Raw genomic sequence first — 19,774 nt, 5'->3', positions numbered from 1 at the left:
TGAGGAGGACCAGATGAGCACGCAGGCTGCTTCCACCCGGCCGATGAACCGGCCCATGAACGATCCGCAGAACCCCGCTCAGATGCGGGACATGCAGACCCAGCAGATGCCGGTCATGCATGACGGGCGCCGCAACGACATGCAGGCACCCGGTACGGAGACCAAGCAGGCGTTCAAGACCACCGAGTTCTGGATCTACCTGATCGCGGTGGCCGCCGTACTGGGCGCGTCGCAGGTCGTTGGTCAGAACTCCGCAGGGGTGGACATCTTCCGGGCCGACAACGCCTGGTTCCTGATCACCCTGCTGACGCTGGGCTACCTCGGTAGCCGTGGCCTCTCGAAGGCCGGCAGCAACTGGCGCAGCGGCGAGGAGCGCAAGGCCCGGCACTGACCGGTTCACAGTGCACGGTGGCCTCCGGGAGAACCTCCCGGAGGCCACCGTCGTCTGTGCGCGACTACTCGTCGCCGCCGAAGTCACCGCCGAAGTCACCCTCGAACGCGTCCCCGATCATGTCGCCGGCGATCATGCCACCGGCGACGCCGAGCGCCGCCCCGGCCACCATGCCGCCCATGCCGTGCCCGCCCCGGTGACCGTGGCTCGCGCCGTACTGGGAACGCAGGCTGCCGTAGCGGGTCGTGGTCTCGCGCAGCCAACCGTCGACGACCTGCGCCCAGTCCACCCGGTCGACGTCGGCGTGCGACACCTGGAAGCGACCGAACGCGTCGTGACCGGCGCTGAGGAACCCACCGCGCTTGTCGCACTCCAGGATGACCTCCACACCGCGCTGGCTGGTCACGAAGGTCAGCTCGACCTCCCGGATCGTGCTCGCGTACTGCGGGGAGGCGAAGAACTCGATCTCCTGGTAGAACGGCAGCGTCTGCTGCACGCCCCGGATGTGACCACGCTCCAGGTCGGCGTGCTTGAACCGGAAGCCGAGCCGCTGGAACGCCTCCAGGATCCGCTCGTGCACCGGCAGCGGGTGCACCGCCACCTGGTCCAGGTCGCTCTTGTCGACCGCTCGGGCGATCGCCAACTCGGTGCGCAGACCCATTGTCATGCCGTGCAGGCGCTGGCCGTACACGTCGGTGATCGGGGTCTCCCACGGCACCGGCAGCTGGAACGGGATCGAGAGCTGCTGCTTCGGGGCGAGCTTGAGCGGACCGCTGACCGCCATGCGGTGGAACTCCATAGTGCCCGCGTACTCGGTGTCGTGTCCCTCGACCTCGACCCGGGTGACCAGGCCGATCACCACCTGCTCGATGGCTGCCTCAGCGTCGCCGCCGACGAGGTTGACCTGCCCGTCGAGGGTCAGGCCGGGCCGGGTGTTGGGGTTGGTCAGCACGGTGTCCACGCTGGGACCGCCCACACCGAACGCGCTCAACATCTTCTTGAAGACCATCGGAACTCCTGTGCGACGCCGACCGCTCCAGGTTGGAGTCGGACGTTGACTCGAACGGCACCCTATCCAGCACCCCTGTGAGGTGGCTGTGAAGCGCCCCGCGTCGGGGTCGGCGTTTGATCAACTCGGGTTCCTGGAAAGCGGGGCCTCCCGGCGACCAGGACACCCCGACTTCCTTGAATCCGAGTCGATCAGCGCCGCACATCATCAGCTCGGCCGCCCGATGTCCGCCTCCCGTTCGACGTCAGCGGAGGGGCGGATGTCAGGTGGGCGTGGCGCTCGACCCGGCCGGCGCGCTCGGCGCCGACCTCGGCGCTCTGACCGACGCGGTGATCAACCAGGCGAGCGCGGCCAGCAGCGCCACGAGGCCGGCGGGGACCAGACCCCAGGGCAGGGCACGCGGCGACAGCGTCCATGCCTGCCGGGTGTCAGCGAGTACGCGTGGCTGTCGAGCCGAGGCCGGGACGGCCACCTCCCACTCGTACGCGCTGCTGGGCTCGCCGTCGATGATCTTCCAGGACTCCTGAACGTCGACGCCGTGGATCGGCCCCTGTCGCCCGCGTCCGCCGCGGGTCCAGTTGCCGACGCACCGGCTGTGCATGGCCTCCAGCCGATCGTGGGTCACATAGCAGTGATCGACGGTCGCCCGGGTCTGGTCGGCGGGCCACGAGCCGGCCACCCAACTCAGCATCCCGACGAGGGCCAGGCCCACGACGACGATCGCAGCCCATCGCGCAGTGACCGCGCTCATGGCCGTGCTCCCTTGTTCGAGTCCTGGTCTGCCGGACGGGTGGGCGTGCGGGCCGTCCGGCGAGGATGCATTGTCAGTCGGGCTCCACGATCACCAGCTCGCCTACCTGTTCGCCGATCGTGGTACGTGCCTCGGGCGGCAGCCCTCGGTCGGTGATCAGCACGTCGGCGGCCTCCAGTGGGGCGATGGTGGCGATGCCGATCGTCTCCCACTTGGTGTGGTCGGCGAGCACCACCAACCGGCGGGCAGCCCCGATGAGGCAGCGGTTGACGCCGGCCTCCAGCAGGTTGGGCGTGGTGAAGCCGGTCCGTGGGCTGAGGCCGTGCACGCCGAGGAAGAGCAGGTCGACGTTGAGCGCGCTGATCGCCGCCTCGGCCACCGGCCCGGTCAACGCGTCCGACGGGGTGCGGATGCCACCGGTCAACACGACGGTCTGGTCGGCGCGCGGGTTCTGGTAGAGCGCGTCGGCCACCGGGATCGAGTTGGTCACCACGGTCAGCCCGCGTACGTCGGAGAGCAGCGTGGCCAGCGCGGCGGTGGTGGTGCCGGCGGAGAGCGCGATGGCCATCCCCGGCTCCACCATCGTCGCGGCCCGCTCGGCGATGGCCCGCTTCTCCGCCTGCTGGCGGATCGACTTCGCGGCGAAGCCGGGTTCCTCGGCCGAGCCTGGTCCGGCGAGGGTCGCGCCGCCGTGCACCTTGTCGACCAGGCCACGTTCGGCCAACACCTCCAGGTCACGTCGGATCGTCATGTCGGAGACGCCGAACCGACTGACCAGGTGACTCACCCGTACCCCGCCACGTTGGCGGATCAGATCGAGGATGGCGGTCTGCCGCTGCTGGGCGAGCATGGGGGGAACCTCCTTCGCGCCGTGACTGCCGTCGGAATCAGGTCCGATCCTCACGGACGACCGCCACCTCACCGGCCGGCAGTGCCAGCTCACCGGCGCAGTGTCCTCCGGTGAGCAGCTCGACGCCGTGCGCCGGCAGGCGTACCTCGGTGTCGGTGTGGTTGATCGCGAACAGCCAGGTCCGGTCGCCGTCGCGGCGGCGGACCACCTCCACCCCGGACGGCGCCGACACCGCCGGGCGGACGCCGGCCTCGGCGAGCAGTCGGGCCACCAGCCGATCGGTGGCCGGTTCGTCCAGCCGGGTGCCGACATACCAGGCGGCGCCGTCGCCCACCCGGTGGCGGGTCAGCGCCGGCACGCCCGGCAAGGGCCCATCGGTGTACGACGCGAGCACCTCGGCGCCGTCGGGGTGCACCCACTCGGTCCACACGTCGGCGGTGCTGCCGTCGTCGAGGTGGACCTGCTCGCCCTCGCGCAGCGGGAAGAACTCCTCGGTCCGGACGCCGAGCAACTCCCGGAACGCGCCCGGGTAGCCGCCCAGCCGGATGTGGTCGTCGGCGTCGACGATGCCGCTGAAGTAGGTGATCGCCGCCGTGCCACCGGCCGCGACGTACGCGTGCAGCGCGTCGACGTCGGCGTCCCGGACCAGGTAGAGGGTCGGCACCAGGACCAGTCGGTAGCCGCTGAGGTCGGTCGACGGGTGGACGATGTCGGCGGTCACGCCGGCCCGCCAGAGCGAGCCGTACAGGGCGTTCAGCCGGTCGGCGTAGGTGACGTCGACGCTGGGGTGCGAATCCAGCTCGACACCCCACCACGCCTCCCAGTCGAACAGGATCGCCACGTCGGCGTCCACCCGGCTGCCGCGTACCTCCGCGAGGGCCTTGAGGTCCGCGCCGAGCTGGCAGACCTCGCGGAACACCTTGGTGTCCGGCCCGGCGTGCGGCACCAGCGCGGAGTGGAACTTCTCCGCGCCGGCCCGGGACGCGCGCCACTGGAAGAACAGCACGCCGTCGGCCCCGCGGGCGACGTGCGCCAGACTGTTGCGGCGCAGCTGCCCGGGCAGCTTGGCCACGTTGCGCGGCTGCCATTGGACGGCGCTGGTGGAGTGCTCCATCAGCAGCCACGGATCGCCGCCGGCGACGCCTCGGGTGTGATCGGCGGCGAGCGCCAGCCCGAGGTGCGCCTGCGGGTCGGCGGCGGTCAGGTAGTGGTCGTTGGACACCAGGTCCACGTCGGACGCCCAGGACTGGTAGTCCATGTGCTTGACGCCCATGCCGATCATGAAGTTGGTGGTGATCGGCTGACCGACCAGGGTCTTCAGCACCTCGCGTTCGGCGCGCAGTTGGGCGCGCAGCTCGTCGGAGGAGAAGCGCAGGAAGTCCAGCTGCTGGGTGGGGTTGGCGAAGGCCAGCGCGGCGCGCGGCGGGTTGATCTCGGCCCAGTCGCCGTAGCGCTGACTCCAGAACGCGGTGCCCCAGGCGTCGTTGAGCCGGTTCAGGTCGCCGTAGCGCTCCCGCAGCCAGCCACGGAACGCCTCGGCGCTGACGTCGCAGTAGCAGTGCGCGTTGTGGCAGCCCAGCTCGTTGGAGATGTGCCACATGACCACGGCGGGGTGCTCGGCGTATCGGCTGGCGACCGCGCGTACCAGCTCCAGCGACCGTTCGCGGAACACCGGTGAGCTGGGGCAGTACGCCTGTCGTCCGCCCGGCCAGAGGATCGCGCCGTCGGCCCGGCGGGGCAGGGTCTCCGGGTGCGCGCGGGTCAACCACGGTGGAGGGCTGGCCGTGGCGGTGGCCAGGTCGACCTGGATGCCGCCGTCGTGCAGCAGATCCAGCACGCGGTCCAGCCAGCCGAACTCGAACCGCCCCTGGGTGGGCTCCAGCAACGCCCAGGAGAAGATGCCGACGGAGACCAGGTTGACCCCGGCCTGGCGCATCAGGTCGACGTCCTCGGACCAGGTTTCCTCGGGCCACTGTTCGGGGTTGTAGTCGCCGCCGAAATAGATGCTGTCACCCTGCCATCGCCGCATGACAGCTGAGGGTGCACCCGCTGGCCCAGGGAAGTCAACAGGTTCCAACATCGAGCTTCTTTCCAACGTTTACCAGGTAACGGCCGTGTCACGACTGGGTTATCAGAGGCGAACTGCCCTCTTGACAGCGCCCGACCGCAGGGTAGCTTGAGGCCCCAATGGCCGTTCGTGTTCGCCAATGTGGATTCTCGGTGGATCTCAATGTGTGATCACGACGCCGGACCTGCCCTCACCACCCTGAGGCCCTTGGGCGTAGCTCCTTCTCATCCGCAGGAGGCACAGATGTCCCGTCCCCAATCCCAAGCCGAGTACCTGGCTCGGCTCGTACCGCCCTCAGTCGCCGGCATCAACCGACGATCGCTGCTGGCCGGCGCGGCCGGCACGGGCGCGCTGCTCGGCACCGGCCTGCTCGCCGGCTGCGGCGACGACTCCGGCTCCGGCGGGTCCAGCAAGGACGTGTCGCTCGGCTCGAACCAGTCCGACCCGAAGCCGAAGGACGTCCTGGTCAAGGTCACCGACGGCTTCAAGACCTCGTCAGGGGTGCAGGTCGCCGTCAATACGGTCGACCACAACACGTTCCAGGAGAACATCAACAATTACCTACAGGGCAAGCCGGACGACGTGTTCACCTGGTTCGCCGGCTACCGGATGCGCTTCTTCGCGCAGAAGGGCCTGGCCAGCGACATCAGCGACGTGTGGGGCAAGCTCTCCGGCTACTCCGACGCCTTCAAGAAGGCATCCACCGGCGACGACGGCAAACAGTACTTCGTACCGGCGTCCTACTACCCGTGGGCGGTCTTCTACCGCAAGTCGGTGTGGCAGCAGCACGGCTACCAGGTGCCCACCACCCTGGACCAGCTCACCGCGCTCAGCGCACAGATGAAGAAGGACGGCCTCACCCCCATCGCCTTCGCCGACAAGGACGGCTGGCCGGCGATGGGCACCTTCGACATCCTCAACCTGCGCATCAACGGCTACCAGTTCCACATCGACCTGATGGCCGGCAAGGAGACCTGGACCTCCGACAAGGTCAAGAAGGTCTTCGACACCTGGGCCGGCCTGCTCCCCCTGCACCAGCCGGACAGCCTCGGCCGCACCTGGCAGGAGGCCGCGCAGTCGTTGCAGCAGAAGAAGAGCGGCATGTACCTGCTCGGCCTCTTCGTCGGTCAGCAGTTCAGCAACGAGGAGCAGAGCGACCTCGACTTCTTCACCTTCCCCGAGATCGACCCGGCCATCGGCGCCAAGGCGCTGGACGCCCCGATCGACGGCTACATGATGGCCCGCAAGCCCAAGAGCGAGGACAACGCGCGCAAGCTGCTGGAGTACTTCGGTGGCAAGGACGCTGCGAACATCACGGTCAAGAACGACCCGGCCACCCTGGTTGCCAACGGCAGCGCCGACGTCAGCGGCTACACAGCGCTGCAGAAGAAGGCGGCCGAACTGGTCGGGTCGGCCACCGAGATCGCCCAGTTCCTCGACCGGGACACCCGGCCGGACTTCGCCTCGACGGTGATCATCCCGGCGCTCCAGCAGTTCATCAAGGACCCCAAGGACATCGGCGGGCTCACCTCGTCCATCGAGAACCAGAAAAAGTCGATCTTCACTGACTGACGGCGGAAGGGGGAGGACATCGTGTCCGACCTGCCCCTGATCCAAGCGGATCGCGCCGTGCCGCCGCCGGCCGCGACCACCTCCACTGGTGGTCGTCGCCGGCGGCTACGGCTCCTGTCCCGCACCGACCGCGTGGTCATCACGCTGATGGTGCTCGTCCCACTGCTGCTCGTCACCGGGTTCGTCTGGTTGCCGGCGGCGGCCACCGTGCTGCTCTCCGCCACCAACTGGGACGGCATCGGCCCACTCAACGAGATCGAGTTCGTCGGCGCGCGCAACTACAGCGACGTCGTGAACATCTACCCGCCGTTCGTGCCGGCGGTCCAGCACAACCTGCTCTGGCTCGCGGCGCTCTTCGTGGTCGCCACCCCGTTCGGCATGTTCCTGGCCGTGCTGTTGGACAAGGAGCTGCGCGGCAGCCGCTTCTACCAGACCGCGCTCTACCTGCCGGTGGTGCTCTCGCTGGCGCTCATCGGCTTCGTCTGGCAGCTGCTCTACTCCCGGGACCAGGGCCTGATCAACGCCGTCTTCGGCAGCAGCATCGACTGGTACGGCGACTCCAGCGTCAACATCTGGGCGGTCATGGTCGCCTCCGGGTGGCGGCACGTCGGGTACATCATGCTGCTCTACCTGGCCGGCCTGAAGGGCGTCGACCCGTCGCTGCGTGAGGCGGCGGCGGTCGACGGCGCCTCGGAGAGCCGGACGTTCTTCCGGGTCGTGTTCCCGGTCATACGGCCCATCAACATCATCGTGCTGGTGGTGACCGTGATCGAGTCGCTGCGCGCGTTCGACCTGGTCTGGGTGGTCAACAAGGGCCGCAACGGGCTGGAGCTGATCTCCGCGCTGGTCACCCAGAACGTGGTGGGTGAGGCGAGCCGGATCGGCTTCGGCTCGGCGCTGGCGACGATCATGCTGGTCGTCTCGCTGGTCTTCATCACCATCTACCTGGCGACCGTGATGAGGGAGAACCGGGAATGAGCACCACGACCATCACCCGGCGTACCGAGGGCGGGCCCGACGCGCCGCCGCGCCGCAAAAAACTCACCCCGTTACGGATCCTGCTGCACGGCTTCCTCATCGTCGTCTCGCTGGCCTGGCTCTTTCCTATCGCCTGGGCGGTGCTGACCTCGCTGCGCTCGTACGACTACACCGCCGCGAACGGCTACGTCTCCTTCGGCGGCTGGACCTTCGACAACTACGTCACCGCCTGGCGGACGGCGGAGTTCGGGCAGCACTTCCTCAACTCGGTGTACATCACCGTGCCGGCGGTGCTGTTGACGCTCTTCCTCGCCTCCTGCGTGGCGTTCGTCATCGCCCGGTTCAGTTGGAAGCTCAACCTCGTGCTGCTCGGGATCTTCACCGCTGCCAACCTGCTGCCCCAGCAGGCGCTGCTCATCCCGCTGTTCCGGCTCTTCACCGAGGTGCCGCTGCCGGAGTTCATGAGCGACTCGGAGTTGCTCTACGACAGCTACTGGGGCCTGATTCTGATCAACGTGGCCTTCCAGTGTGGGTTCTGTGTCTTCGTGCTCAGCAACTACATGAAGGCGCTGCCCCGTGACCTGTACGAGGCGGCGATGGTCGACGGGGCGAGTATCTGGCGGCAGTACTGGCAGGTCACCATGCCGCTGTGCCGGCCGGCTCTGGCCGCGCTGGCGACGCTGGAGGTGACCTGGATCTACAACGAGTTCTTCTGGGCCACCGTCCTCATGCGCACCGGCGACAAGTTCCCGGTGACCAGCTCGCTGAACAACCTGCGCGGTGAGTTCTTCACCGACAACAACCTGGTCTCGGCGGGCAGCGTGCTCGTCGCGATCCCCACCCTGGTGATCTTCTTTATGCTCCAGCGGCACTTCGTTCGGGGCCTGACCTTGGGAGCCTCCAAAGGATGACGATCCTGCACCTGCGCCGCGCGCGGACCAGCCTGGTGCTCGACGCGCGCGGCCCGGGGCTGCCCCGGGTCGTGCACTGGGGCGGCGACGTCGGCGACCTCGACGACGACGGCCTGCGCCAGCTCACCGACGCGACAGTACCGCCGGTGGTGCCGAGCAGCTTCGACGAGCCGACAGTGCTGTCAGTGCTGCCGGAGGCCAGCGCCGGCTGGAGTGGACGGCCCGGTCTGGCCGGGCACCGCGACAGGGCCGACTGGTCCACAGCGTTCCGGCTGGACGGTCTCGACGTCGACCAGCCCGCCGACGGACCGGCGCGGGTGACCGTCCGGGCGTCGGACCCGGCCGCCGGGCTGGCCCTGACCATCGAGATCACACTCGACCCGTACGGCCTGCTGACCGTTCGGCACCGGCTGCGCAACGACGGCGACAGCGCGTACGAGCTGCGGGAGCTGACGCCGGTGCTGCCGGTGCCGGCGGTCGCCACCGAACTGCTCGACCTGACCGGCCGGTGGTGTCGGGAACGGTCCCCGCAGCGGCATCCGTGGCAGCACGGCGCCTGGGTCCGCGAGGGCCGACACGGCCGTACCGGGCACGACGCCACGCTGCTGCTGGTGGCCGGCACCGCCGGGTTCGGCTTCGGCCACGGTGAGGTCTGGGCGGTGCACACCGCCTGGAGCGGCGACCACGTCACGTTCGCCGAGCGTCGGCCCACCGGCGAGTCCACCCTCGGTGGCGGCGAGCTGCTGGCCCCCGGGGAGGTCCGGCTCGGCCCCGGCGAGGCGTACGAAACTCCACTGCTCTACGCGGTCTGGTCCGACGTCGGGCTGGACGGGCTCAGCGACGTGCTGCACACCCACCTCCGGGCCCGCCCCGGACACCCACGCTCCCCCCGCCCGGTCACCCTCAACGTCTGGGAGGCGGTCTACTTCGACCACGACCTGGACCGGCTGCGGGCGCTCGCCGACCGGGCCGCGCAGATCGGCGTGGAGCGGTTCGTGCTCGACGACGGCTGGTTCCGCGGCCGGCGCGACGACACCGCCGGGCTCGGCGACTGGTACGTCGACGAGGGCGTCTGGCCGGACGGCCTGCAACCGCTGATCGAGCACGTCACCGGCCAGGGCCTCCAGTTCGGCCTCTGGGTCGAGCCGGAGATGGTCAACCCCGACTCGGACCTGTTCCGCGCGCACCCGGACTGGGTGCTCGCCGTGCCGGGGCGGCTGCCGCCGGCCTGGCGTCACCAGCAGGTGCTCGACCTGGGTCGCCCCGAGGCGTACGACCATGTGCTGGAACGCCTCGACACGCTGCTCACCGACCACCCCGGCATCCGGTACCTCAAGTGGGACCAGAACCGGGACCTCACCGAGGCCGGTCACCACGGCCGCCCCGGGGTGCACGGGCAGACAGTGGCGGTCTACCGGCTCTTCGACGAGCTGCGCGATCGGCACCCGGGGCTGGAGATCGAGAGCTGCTCGTCCGGCGGGGCCCGGGTTGACCTGGCCATCCTGGCGCGCACCGACCGGGTCTGGGCCAGCGACTGCAACGACGCACTGGAGCGCCTCAGCATCCAACGCTGGACGGGGCTGCTGCTGCCACCGGAGCTGATCGGCACCCACGTCGGCCCGGAACGCTCGCACACCACCAACCGCGTGCACGACCTGGGTTTCCGGGCGGCGACCGCGCTCTTCGGCCACCACGGCATCGAGTGGGACATCGCGTCGATCAGCGCCGCCGAGCAGACCGAGCTGGCCGCCTGGGTGGCACTGCACAAGCGGCTGCGCCCGCTGCTGCACGCTGGGCGGGTGGTCCGGGTCGACCACCCGGACCCGGCCGTCTGGGCGCACGGCGTGGTCGACCACGACAACACCCGAGCGGTGTACGCGGTGGCCCGGCTGACCACCTCGGTGACGCAGGTGCCCGGCGCGGTGCGGCTGCCCGGCCTCGACCCGGGCCGGCGGTACCGGGTGCGACAGGTGTCCGGCGTACCGGCCCCGGCGAGCATCGACAGGTCCCCGCCCGCCTGGCTCTCGAGTGGTCTCACCCTCAGCGGGGCGGCGCTGGCCCGGGTGGGTGTGCAGCTGCCCGCCCTGCACCCGGAGCAGAGCCTGGTGTTGGAGGTCGACGCCGTCGACTGAAAAGATTCTGGAGAATCTTCGGCCGGGGTGTCGAGAACGGCGGGGCCTGCTTCTACCTCAGGGTGAGAGCATCGACGACGGTGCACGGGTGTGAGGAGCCAACCATGAAGTACATGCTGCTGATGCAGTTCAGCGCCGCCGGGACCGACTTCCCGAGCGTCGACACCTGGACCCAGGACGAGGTCCGGGCGCACATCGCGTTCATGGGCGAGGTCAACGCCAAGCTCACCGCCGCCGGCGAGTGGGTCGACGGGCAGGGCCTCGGCGGCCCGCAGCAGGCCCGGATCGTCCGCGCCGGTGAGGGCGGGGCGCCGGTGGTCACCGAGGGGCCGTTCGCCGAGACGAAGGAGTTCCTGGCCGGCTTCTGGATCGTCGACTGCGAGAGCCCGCAGCGGGCCGTGGAGTTGGCCGCCCACATCTCCACGGCGCCCGGCCCCGGCGGCCGGCCGTTGAACATGCCGATCGAGGTGCACCCGGTGATGTCCGCCCCACCGCAGGAGCTGTGAGGGCTGAACACCGATCCCCGCCTCGAGGACCTGCTGCGCGAGCTGGCGCCGCAGGTCCTCGGCGTGCTCAGCCGCCGCTTCGGTGACTTCGCCACGGCGGAGGACGCGGTGCAGGAGGCGCTGCTGGCCGCCGCCACCCAGTGGCCGACCGAGGGGCTGCCGGCGAACCCCAGGGGCTGGCTGATCCAGGTCGGTTACCGGCGGATGATCGAGCTGGTCCGCGGCGAGCAGGCCCGACGCCGCCGGGAGGACCTGGTCGCCCGCCGGGACCCGGACGACCAGCGGTACGCGCCAGCCTCGGACGAGGAGTTGACCGCCGAGCGGGACGACACGCTGGTGCTGCTCTTCCTCTGCTGCCACCCGGCGCTCGCGCCGACGTCGGCGGTGGCGCTGACCCTGCGCGCCGTCGGTGGGTTGAGCACCGCCGAGATCGCCCGCGCGTTCCTGGTGCCCGAGGCGACGATGGCGCAGCGGATCAGCCGGGCCAAGCAGCGCATCCGGGCATCCGGGCTTCCGTTCCGAATGCCCGAGCCGGCGGAGCGGGCGGACCGGTTGATCGCCGTACGGCAGGTGCTCTACCTGGTCTTCACCGAGGGGCACACCAGCACCACCGGCCCGGACCTGCGCCGCGTCGACCTCGCGGCGGAGGCGATCCGGCTGACCCGCGCGCTGCACACGCTGCTGCCGAACGACAGCGAGTCGGCCGGGCTGCTGGCGCTGATGCTGCTCACCGAGGCACGCGGCCCGGCGCGGACCGGGCCCTCCGGCGAGCTGATCTCACTGGCCGATCAGGACCGCAGCCGCTGGGACGCGACGGCGATCGCCGAGGGCGTCGCACTGGTGACCCGGGCCTTGCCGCGCGGGCCGGTCGGTCCGTACCAGGTGCAGGCCGCCATCGCCGCCCTGCACGACGAGGCGTCGAGCACCGAGCAGACCGACTGGCCGCAGATCCAGGCACTGTACGAGGTGCTGGAACGCATGGCCGGCAGCCCGGTGGTGGCCCTCAACCGGGCCGTGGCGACGGCCATGGTGCACGGGCCGGCCGCCGGCCTGGCCGCCCTCGACGCGTTGACCCACGACCCGCAGTTGGCCGGAAACCACCGGCTCGCCGCCGCCCGCGCCCACCTGCACGAGATGGCCGGCGATCAGGCCCAGGCGATCGCCGACTACCGGATCGCCGCCGCCCGCACGAGCAGCCGCCCCGAGCAGCTCTACCTGACCATGCGGGCTGCCCGACTGGCCGCCCAGTCCGTCGATCTTTCGTAACAACAGGGGTCACTGGTCTTCCGGCGCGGCTCGACCCCGGCAACTGCTGCGACGGGCTTCATCGACCACGAAGGAGCAAAGGAACCATGGCGTACGTGCTGCTGGGGATCGCCATCCTCGCCGAGGTGGTGGCGACCAGCCTGATCAAGAGCACCGCCGGGTTCAGTCGGCTCTGGCCGACGGTGGCGTGCCTCGGCGGCTACGCGCTGGCGTTCCTCCTGCTGGCCCAGGCCGTGAAGGAGATCCCAGTGGGGGTGGCGTACGCCCTCTGGTCGGGTCTGGGCACCGCGGCCATCGTGGCGATCGGGGCGGTGTTCCTGGGCGAGTCGGTGGGGCTCGCCAAGCTCACCGGCATCGCATTGATCATCGCCGGGGTGGTCGTCGTGAACCTGGCCGGGGAGCACTGACCGGGACGGTTTCCGGTGGCCGGGTCCGGCGCGGACCCGGCCACCGGTCCGACGATCAGCTCGCCGTGCAGCTCACCACCGGCAGGCTGTTGGTGCCGGTCCAACTGCCGAGGAAGCCGAAGCTGGCGCTGGCCCCGGCGGCCAGCCGTCCGTTGTAGTCGGTGTTGCGGGCGGTCACGGTGGTTCCGCTGCTGGTGAGGGCCACATTCCAGGACTGGGTGACGCGCTGGCCGTTGGCGAAGGTCCACCCGGCTGTCCAGCCGGTGATCGCCCTCGCGCCGGCGGTCACCCGTACCTCACCCTGGAAGCCGCCCTGCCACTGGTTGGTCACCGTGTACGTCGCCGTGCAGCCACCGTTCGGCGGGGGCGTGGTGGGCGGAGGCGTCGTCGGGGGTGGGGTGGTCGGCGGCGGCGTGGTCGGCGGTGGGGTGCCGCTGAAGACGCTGGCCTCGCGGGCGGTCTGCCGGATGCCGTTGACGCCGTTGAAGAGGCGCTGACCCCAGTCGGTGAGGCTCGCCGGGTTGAAGTTGGTGGCCAGGTCGAGATACTCGACGCCGCCGCCGTTGCCGCTCCACGACCAGCCCAGCCAGCCGATCCCGTTGGCCTGGCTGTACGCGAGGATGGCGTCCTCGTCCGGGTTCCCATCGGAGTGGTTGAAGCCGAACTCACCGACCACGATGGGCAGCCCGGCGGTGCGGAACCGGCCCAGGTAGTCGCTGATCTCCGCGGCGGTGTCGAACACCCCGTACATGTGGATGGAGAACACCGTGTTGCGGGCCGGGTCGGCGGCGAAGACCGAAGCGGCGTTGTCGCGCATGGTGAACGACCAGTCCTGCCCCCAGTTCGGGGCGTCCACCATGATCGTGTGGGTCAACCCGCCGGCCCGCAGGCGCTTGATCGCATTGGCGTTGTCGGTGGCCCACGAGGCGTAGTTCTGGTTGCCGTACGGCTCGTTGCCGATGTTGACGATGACGTACCTCTCCTGGCCGGCGAGGACGTCGGCGAGGCTGAGCCAGTAGTCGACCGCACGGTCGAGGGTGATCGCGCCGCTCTGCTCGCCGTACCCGGTGGTGTCGTGCACCTCCAGCACGCAGATCAGCCGGTTGGCCTTGCAGAGCGAGATGACGTTGGCGACGTCGGCGTTGGTGTTGCGGGTCCACCGGTCGCCGCTGGAGAGCACCACCCGCACGGTGTTCGCGCCGAGCGCCTTCACGTCGACGAACGAGCTGGTCTGCTGCGGGTACCAGGTGTGCGCGTGGTTGACGCCGCGCATGATGAATTCGGCGCCGTTGGCGTCGTACAACTTGCCGCCTGCGACGGAGAAACCAGCCGCGGCGTGTGCCGGCTGGCCGAACGCCAAGACGGTGACGAGCAACGCGAGCAGAGTCGCGCCGGCGGCGGAGAGTCGAGTCTTCATGGCCTTCCTCAGGGAGGACCCCCGGTGCCCGACAGGGGTGGGGATGTAACAGGGGAAGGCGGCTGCAGCCCGGCAGCCGCGCCCGGCTCTCGGCGCAGGCATCAGCGTAGGACGATGGATTGGTCTTCGCAACCGGTTCAGTTGACGGGCCCGCAGCCCAGACAGCCGCAACGGCCCGCGCGGACGCGGGCCGTCGCGGGGCGGTCATCCCCACCACAGGATGTGCGCCACACCCGGCTCTTAACCGGTTAAGAGCGACGGTAGGCAGGCGGCGGGGATCCGTCAAGCACCGCGGCGGCCGAACCGGACGGGAGGGTTGACCGCCGTGCACCGGGGTATCCCGGGAACGATCCGTCAGCGAGAGGGGATACCAGGATGGTCAGCGTCGGCTACACCCTGATGAGCGAGCAGGCCGGGCCCAAACAGCTGGTGGACCATGCGGTACGCGCCGAGGCGGCTGGTTTCGACCAGCTGGTGATGTCCGACCACTACTACCCCTGGCTGGACTCCCAGGGCCACTCTCCGTACGCCTGGTCGGTGCTCGGCGCGGTCGCCCACGCCACCTCCCGCGCGCAGCTGATGTCCTTCGTGACCTGCCCGATCCGCCGCTACCACCCGGCCGTGGTCGCGCAGAAGGCCAGCACCATCGGGGCGCTCTCGGACGGCCGGTTCACCCTGGGCCTGGGCGCCGGGGAGAACCTGAACGAGCACGTGGTCGGCGGCTGGCCGCACGTCCAGCAGCGGCACGAGATGTTCGAGGAGGCGTTGCAGATCATCCGGCCGTTGCTCAACGGGGAGACGCTGACCTTCTCCGGCAATCACTTCGACGTGCCCGACGCCTACGTCTGGGACCGCCCGGAACGGCCGGTGCCGATGGCGATCGCCGCGTCCGGTCGACAGTCCGCGACGCTGGCCGCCGAGTACGGCAACGGCCTCATCTCCACCGAACCCGACCGGCACATCATCGAGATGTACGACGACGCCGGGGGCGTCGGCCAGCCCCGCTACGGCCAGGTGGCCATCTGCTACGGCCCCGACGAGGCGGAGTGCCGCAAGATCGTGCACGACCAGTTCCGCTGGTTCGGAATGGGTTGGAAGGTCAACGCCGACCTGCCCGGCCCGGAGTCCTTCGCCGCCGCCACCCAGTTCGTCCGCGAGGAGGACGTCGCCGAGGGCATCCCCTGCGGTCCGGACCTGGACGCGCACGTCGAGGCGTTCCGCAAGTTCGTCGACGCCGGCTTCACCCACGTGGCGATCATCCAGGTCGGTGGGGAGACCCAGCCGATGTTCCTGGACTGGGCGCAGGAGCAGCTGCTGCCCCGACTGCGCCAACTGTGAAACGAACCGCGACCCATCCGAGGCACCGGCCGACCCGACCGGCTCGCACCAGCCGCTTCGGGATGGCCGAACTGCGGCTCGGCATGGCCGCGCCCCGGCCGGCCGGGGGGCTGACCAGCGAGTGGCGGCTCGTCGACGGGCTGCGAACCCACACCCGGCGCGCTGCGGGCCCGACCGCCGAGGCACCACCCGTGGTGCTCGTGCACGGCCTGGCGGTATCGCATCGGTATCTCACCCCGCTGGCCGTCGCGCTCGCCACCACCCACCAGGTGTACGTGCCGGACCTGCCCGGCTTCGGGCTGACCCAACGCCCCCGGGGCGCGTACGACGTCCGCCGGCACGCCGACCACCTGGCCGCTTGGCTGGCCGCGTACCAACTGCCGCCGGTCTGCCTGCTGGGGCACTCGTTCGGCGCCGAGGTGGCCGCCGCGCTCGCCGCGAACCACCCGGGCGCCGTACGCGCGCTGGTGCTGGCCGGGCCGACCAGCGATGCGTCCGCCCGGTCCCGTCGGGCCCTGCTCGGCCGGTGGCTGGTGGACAGCCTCGACGAGGCACCGCTACAGGCGCCGGTCCTGGCGCGGGACGTGTGGAACGCACGGCCTTGGCGGGTCCTCGCGACGCTGTCGCACTCGGTGCACAACGCCGTCGAGGCGGACCTGGTCCGGATCACCGCGCCGACCCTGGTCCTGACCGGCGAGCGGGACCCGATCGCCCCGCCACGGTGGCGGGACCAGGTGACCAGGCTGGTGCCGAACGCCAACCTCGTGGTCGTTCCCGGCGCCCCGCACAACGTGGCGACGACCGACCCGCTGACGGTCGCGGACGCGATCCGGCAGTTGCTCGCCCCTCATCCCGCACTCACGGACAGGTGAACATCATGCGCTTCGGCAACACGGAGATCCGCCCGCTCGGCGGGGGCCTCGGCTGCCTCCTGATGATCCTCTTCTCGATCGTGGCCTCGGTGGTGCTGACCGTCCTGCTGAATCTGGTGCTCTGAGCCCCGCACGTCTCATCAGGGCAGGCCCAGGGCGCTGAGCACCTCGCGGACGGCCAGCCGGGCCGGGTCGAACACCGAACGGCGGGCCCAGCGGGCGGCGGGCGCGACGGTGGCCCGCCACAGCCACCGCAATCCTCGCCCGAGCGGGCGCAGCAGCAGTCGGTGGAGCAGTCGTAGCAGTCGGCCGGCCGTCCGCCACGCGCCGACCACCGCGGCGACGACCAGCCGACCGACGGGCGTGAGCACCGCGCCCAACAATCGCAGCGGCCACAGGAGCAGGTGCTCGACGAGCCAGACCAGCACGCGCCCGAGGACCACGAGGGCCGGGCGCAGCCCATGACGGGTCAACCAGACAAGCGCGGGCCAGATCATCGTGCGGACGACCCACACCAGCGGGCGCCACAGCAGGTGCCGGGCGCACCAGACCAGGGGAAGCCAGACCAGCCGGTGCAGAAGCCAGGCCAGCGGGGTCAGCAGCCAGCGGCGCAGGAACCGGCCCGCCGGGCGGAGCAGGTACCGGTGCAGCAGCCGGCCGGCAGCCACGATCAGCTCCCAGAGCAGGCGTACCGGCAGCACCACGACCAACGCCACACCGCGCGCGACGGCCGCGACGAGCGGGGGCGCGACGGCGGCCGGCTGCGCCCTGCCCGAGGCCAGTGGGTCGGCGGCTGGGCGCGCCCTCGCCGACACGGCCCGGTGATCGTTCGGTGGACCGGGCAGCGGCGAGCGGGTAGTGCGGCGGTCGGTCACGGTGGCACGGTAATCGGCCCGCGCCACGCCCTGGGGGCCGCCGGCAGCGTGGACCGACGTGGCGTCAGCCGGGAGACAACTCCAGCGTGGCGAGCAGCGGATAGTGGTCGGAGGCGGTGGCCGCCACGCCGTCGCGGATCACCCGACACTCCAGGACCCGCTGCGCCACCGCCGTGCTGCCGAGCAGGTAGTCCAATCGCATCCCGGCGAACTCGGCCCCGCCGAGTCGGGTGGGCACTGAGTGGCCGGCGGCCTCCGGCACGTCGACGTTGGCTGACGGCCAGAGGTCGACCAGGCCGGCGGCGAGCAGCCGGGCGATCGCCCGGGTGTCCACGGCGTCACCGGAGCGACGCAGGTGCCGCCGCCGGTAGAGGGTGGGCATGCCGGCCAGCCGGGCCGTGTGGTCGACGGTCGGGTCGAGCGAGTTGAGGTCACCGGTGACCAGCGTCAGGGGCCCCTGGTTGCGGCGCATCGCGGCGACCAACCAGTCGACCTCCATCCGCCGTCGACCCCCGGAGTACGGGTAGAGGTGGGTGCCGAGCACTGTGAACGGGCCGACGGAAGTGGCCACTACGACGCGGGCGGCGGCGTGGTGGAACGGACGGCGCACCGAACCCGCGTCGACGACCCGGTACGGCGGCCGGACCAGCACCGCCACCGGCTGCCCGAAGCAGGACCGGGCCAGGTGGGGAATCATCCCCACCCGGCCGGCCACGGTGGCCATCAACCCGTCCCGGTCGAAGCCGCGCAACTCCTGGAGGGCCAGCACGTCCGGTGCCTGTTCGTCGACGACCTGGACCACCTGATCCAGCCGGTCGAGGCCGCCGCGATCCCGGCCGCCGGTGCGGATGTTCCAGGTCATCACCCGCAGCACGACGGGGGCGCCTAGTCGGCTCGGCCGGCCCGCGCCAGCTCGTCGTCGAGGGTGTCCACGTCCTCCGACTCGATGGACGGTCGGTTACCTTCCTTCAGGTCCTCGTTCGGGCGGATCACCAGGTAGAGCAGGCCGATCCAGAGCGCGGAGAGCAGGATCGCGCCCATGAAGTCGGTCGGGTGGTGCATCCCCCGGTACATCCGGGACGTGGCCACCCCGACCGGCATGAGCACGGCGAGCGCCACGAAGATCCAACGCCACCACCTGTCGGTACGCGGGAAGACGATCAGGGTGATCGCCAGCCAGACGCAGATCGTGGCCGCGATGTGCCCGGACGGGAACGACGAGGTGGGCATCTGGCCGTCCAGGTTCTCCACCGGCGGACGCGGCCGGTCGATCGCGCGGGCCGACGCGAGGAAGAGGGTCAACTCCCCCACCATCGCCAGCGCCACGAAGAGCACCGGACGCCAGCGCCGCCACACCGCCAACACCAGCGGGCAGAACACCAGGGAGATCAGCAGGATGGCATGGGTGTCACCGAACTTGCTCCACCACCAGCTGACGTCGGTCAGCACCTCGGTGTGCCGCTCGGCGAACCACCGCGGCACCTCCGTGTCGAGGGTGTCGAAGAAGGTGCCCTTGGCGTGGTAGCTGACGTAGGTGCCGAAGCCGTACAGCGCCCCGAACACGATCACCCAGCCGACCAGCAGCTCGGCAACCGCCGAGCGGGGGTGGGCCAACACGTGTTCCTCGGCGGGGGCGGGGGCGATGTCGTGCCCCGCCTCCGGCTCCAGGCCCTCGGTCAGCGGCGGCACCGGCCGCCCCCGCTCCCGCCGCCACAGTCGGAAGGCGTACGCGGTGACACCCAGCCAGGCGGCTCCGAGCAGCCAGGCGGCCAGCACGTCGGAGACGAAGTGCACGCCCAGCGCGATCCGGGTCAGCCCGACCAGTGCCACCAGCACACCGACGCCGACGATGGCCGGCTTGCGCCAGCGGGGCGCCATCGCCGGCAGGAACACCAGCAGCAGCGCGCCGTACGCGACGAACGAGCCGAGCGCGTGGCCGCTCGGGAAGCTGTTGCCGGGCGCGCTGGCGATCGGCACGTCCACGACCGGGCGGAGCCGGCCGACAAGCGTCTTCAGCGACGGGTCGAGGATCAGGCCACCGACCCCCGTGATGATCAGGTAGACGGCGAGTCGGGGCTGCCGCCGGATCAGCAGCCCGACCACGGCGATGGTGACCAGCCAGATGAGGATCGGTCGGCCGCCCAGGTCCGTCACCGCCTGGAGCACTGTGACCAGCGCGTGGTGCGGGGCAACGAGCCCGTTGAACCACTCGGCGAGCCCGTGGTCGACATTCTGGAGCGGGCTCCACTGCACCCGGACTAGCAACAACAGCAGCCCGAAGGCCACTCCGGCACCGGTGACGGCCACCAGACCGGCAATGCTCCGTTCGGCGAAATGACCGATCGGACGGCGAGCCACCTCTTTGACCGCGGTCACCCCGCACCTCCCTTTCCTGTCTGGCGAGGCGCATTACCCGATCCGCGTCCGTCGT

The 19,774-nt window shown here is 70.5% G+C and carries 18 protein-coding genes; 10 read left to right on the top strand and 8 right to left on the bottom strand.

What is annotated here, in order from left to right; translation table 11 throughout:
• The first annotated feature begins 13 nt into the window (after window positions 1–13).
• Window positions 14–391 (top strand): hypothetical protein, encoded by a 378-nt coding sequence (locus tag ACLJOK_RS24805; protein WP_112603907.1) that lies wholly within the window; start codon window positions 14–16, stop codon window positions 389–391.
• 64 nt (window positions 392–455) lie between these two features.
• On the opposite strand, the gene ACLJOK_RS24800 is transcribed toward ACLJOK_RS24805, so the two are convergent.
• From ACLJOK_RS24800 to ACLJOK_RS24785, 4 genes are all read right to left on the bottom strand, one after another.
• On the bottom strand, window positions 456–1,400 hold the full coding sequence (locus ACLJOK_RS24800) for a sporulation protein (protein WP_410820995.1): 945 nt from the start codon (window positions 1,398–1,400) through the stop codon (window positions 456–458).
• A gap of 262 nt (window positions 1,401–1,662) precedes the next feature.
• A complete protein-coding gene (locus ACLJOK_RS24795; protein WP_410820994.1) occupies window positions 1,663–2,151 on the bottom strand; it encodes a hypothetical protein in 489 nt (162 codons plus the stop codon).
• A gap of 73 nt (window positions 2,152–2,224) precedes the next feature.
• Window positions 2,225–3,001, bottom strand: a complete 777-nt coding sequence (locus ACLJOK_RS24790) for a DeoR/GlpR family DNA-binding transcription regulator (protein ID WP_112603873.1) — start codon at window positions 2,999–3,001, stop codon at window positions 2,225–2,227.
• Between the two features lie 37 nt (window positions 3,002–3,038).
• Window positions 3,039–5,030: a beta-galactosidase gene (locus ACLJOK_RS24785; RefSeq protein WP_410820993.1), complete on the bottom strand. Its 1,992-nt coding sequence runs from the start codon at window positions 5,028–5,030 to the stop codon at window positions 3,039–3,041.
• Window positions 5,031–5,312: 282 nt separating this feature from the next.
• Between ACLJOK_RS24785 and ACLJOK_RS24780 the strand changes: the two genes are divergently transcribed.
• The 7 genes from ACLJOK_RS24780 to ACLJOK_RS24750 all read left to right on the top strand — a co-directional run bounded on the left by ACLJOK_RS24780 (window position 5,313) and on the right by ACLJOK_RS24750 (window position 12,841).
• Window positions 5,313–6,641, top strand: a complete 1,329-nt coding sequence (locus ACLJOK_RS24780) for an ABC transporter substrate-binding protein (RefSeq protein ID WP_410820992.1) — start codon at window positions 5,313–5,315, stop codon at window positions 6,639–6,641.
• A 21-nt stretch (window positions 6,642–6,662) separates the two neighbouring features.
• Window positions 6,663–7,619, top strand: a complete 957-nt coding sequence (locus tag ACLJOK_RS24775) for a carbohydrate ABC transporter permease (protein WP_410820991.1) — start codon at window positions 6,663–6,665, stop codon at window positions 7,617–7,619.
• Window positions 7,616–8,530, top strand: a complete 915-nt coding sequence (locus ACLJOK_RS24770) for a carbohydrate ABC transporter permease (protein ID WP_410820990.1) — start codon at window positions 7,616–7,618, stop codon at window positions 8,528–8,530. Before ACLJOK_RS24775 ends, ACLJOK_RS24770 begins: the two co-directional genes overlap by 4 nt.
• The gene (locus ACLJOK_RS24765; RefSeq protein WP_410820989.1) at window positions 8,527–10,662 is read left to right on the top strand and encodes an alpha-galactosidase; all 2,136 of its coding nucleotides are present in this window, start codon (window positions 8,527–8,529) and stop codon (window positions 10,660–10,662) included. The genes ACLJOK_RS24770 and ACLJOK_RS24765 overlap by 4 nt, the downstream gene beginning before the upstream one ends.
• 104 nt (window positions 10,663–10,766) lie before the next feature.
• Window positions 10,767–11,168 (top strand): YciI family protein, encoded by a 402-nt coding sequence (locus ACLJOK_RS24760; RefSeq protein ID WP_410820988.1) that lies wholly within the window; start codon window positions 10,767–10,769, stop codon window positions 11,166–11,168.
• 63 nt (window positions 11,169–11,231) lie between these two features.
• Window positions 11,232–12,434, top strand: a complete 1,203-nt coding sequence (locus tag ACLJOK_RS24755; protein ID WP_410820987.1) for an RNA polymerase sigma factor — start codon at window positions 11,232–11,234, stop codon at window positions 12,432–12,434.
• An 86-nt stretch (window positions 12,435–12,520) separates the two neighbouring features.
• Complete coding sequence (locus ACLJOK_RS24750; protein ID WP_112620797.1) at window positions 12,521–12,841, top strand: DMT family transporter; 321 nt, start codon at window positions 12,521–12,523, stop codon at window positions 12,839–12,841.
• Window positions 12,842–12,896: 55 nt separating this feature from the next.
• Here ACLJOK_RS24750 and ACLJOK_RS24745 read toward each other — a convergent pair whose 3' ends face one another.
• Window positions 12,897–14,258, bottom strand: coding sequence for a cellulase family glycosylhydrolase (locus ACLJOK_RS24745; RefSeq protein ID WP_410820986.1), 1,362 nt, complete (start codon window positions 14,256–14,258; stop codon window positions 12,897–12,899).
• Window positions 14,259–14,633: 375 nt separating this feature from the next.
• On the opposite strand from ACLJOK_RS24745, the gene ACLJOK_RS24740 reads away from it, so the two are divergent.
• Complete coding sequence (locus ACLJOK_RS24740) at window positions 14,634–15,596, top strand: TIGR03557 family F420-dependent LLM class oxidoreductase (protein WP_410820985.1); 963 nt, start codon at window positions 14,634–14,636, stop codon at window positions 15,594–15,596.
• A 62-nt stretch (window positions 15,597–15,658) separates the two neighbouring features.
• On the top strand, window positions 15,659–16,468 hold the full coding sequence (locus ACLJOK_RS24735) for an alpha/beta fold hydrolase (RefSeq protein ID WP_410820984.1): 810 nt from the start codon (window positions 15,659–15,661) through the stop codon (window positions 16,466–16,468).
• 140 nt (window positions 16,469–16,608) lie between these two features.
• Here the strand turns inward: ACLJOK_RS24735 and ACLJOK_RS24730 are convergent, their stop codons facing one another.
• The 3 genes from ACLJOK_RS24730 to ACLJOK_RS24720 all read right to left on the bottom strand — a co-directional run bounded on the left by ACLJOK_RS24730 (window position 16,609) and on the right by ACLJOK_RS24720 (window position 19,719).
• Complete coding sequence (locus ACLJOK_RS24730; protein ID WP_410820983.1) at window positions 16,609–17,343, bottom strand: hypothetical protein; 735 nt, start codon at window positions 17,341–17,343, stop codon at window positions 16,609–16,611.
• Window positions 17,344–17,407: 64 nt separating this feature from the next.
• Window positions 17,408–18,217 carry an endonuclease/exonuclease/phosphatase family protein gene (locus tag ACLJOK_RS24725; RefSeq protein ID WP_410820982.1) on the bottom strand — a complete coding sequence of 270 codons (810 nt, stop codon included), beginning with the start codon at window positions 18,215–18,217 and terminating at the stop codon, window positions 17,408–17,410.
• Window positions 18,218–18,228: 11 nt separating this feature from the next.
• Complete coding sequence (locus ACLJOK_RS24720; protein WP_410820981.1) at window positions 18,229–19,719, bottom strand: phosphatase PAP2 family protein; 1,491 nt, start codon at window positions 19,717–19,719, stop codon at window positions 18,229–18,231.
• Between the last annotated feature and the right edge of the window lie 55 nt (window positions 19,720–19,774).

Source organism: Micromonospora sp. 050-3 (assembly GCF_046549335.1).
Taxonomy (GTDB): domain Bacteria; phylum Actinomycetota; class Actinomycetes; order Mycobacteriales; family Micromonosporaceae; genus Micromonospora; species Micromonospora trifolii.
The sequence above is the reverse complement of the archived record's forward strand: the minus strand, read 5'-3'. Positions and strand labels throughout refer to the sequence as shown.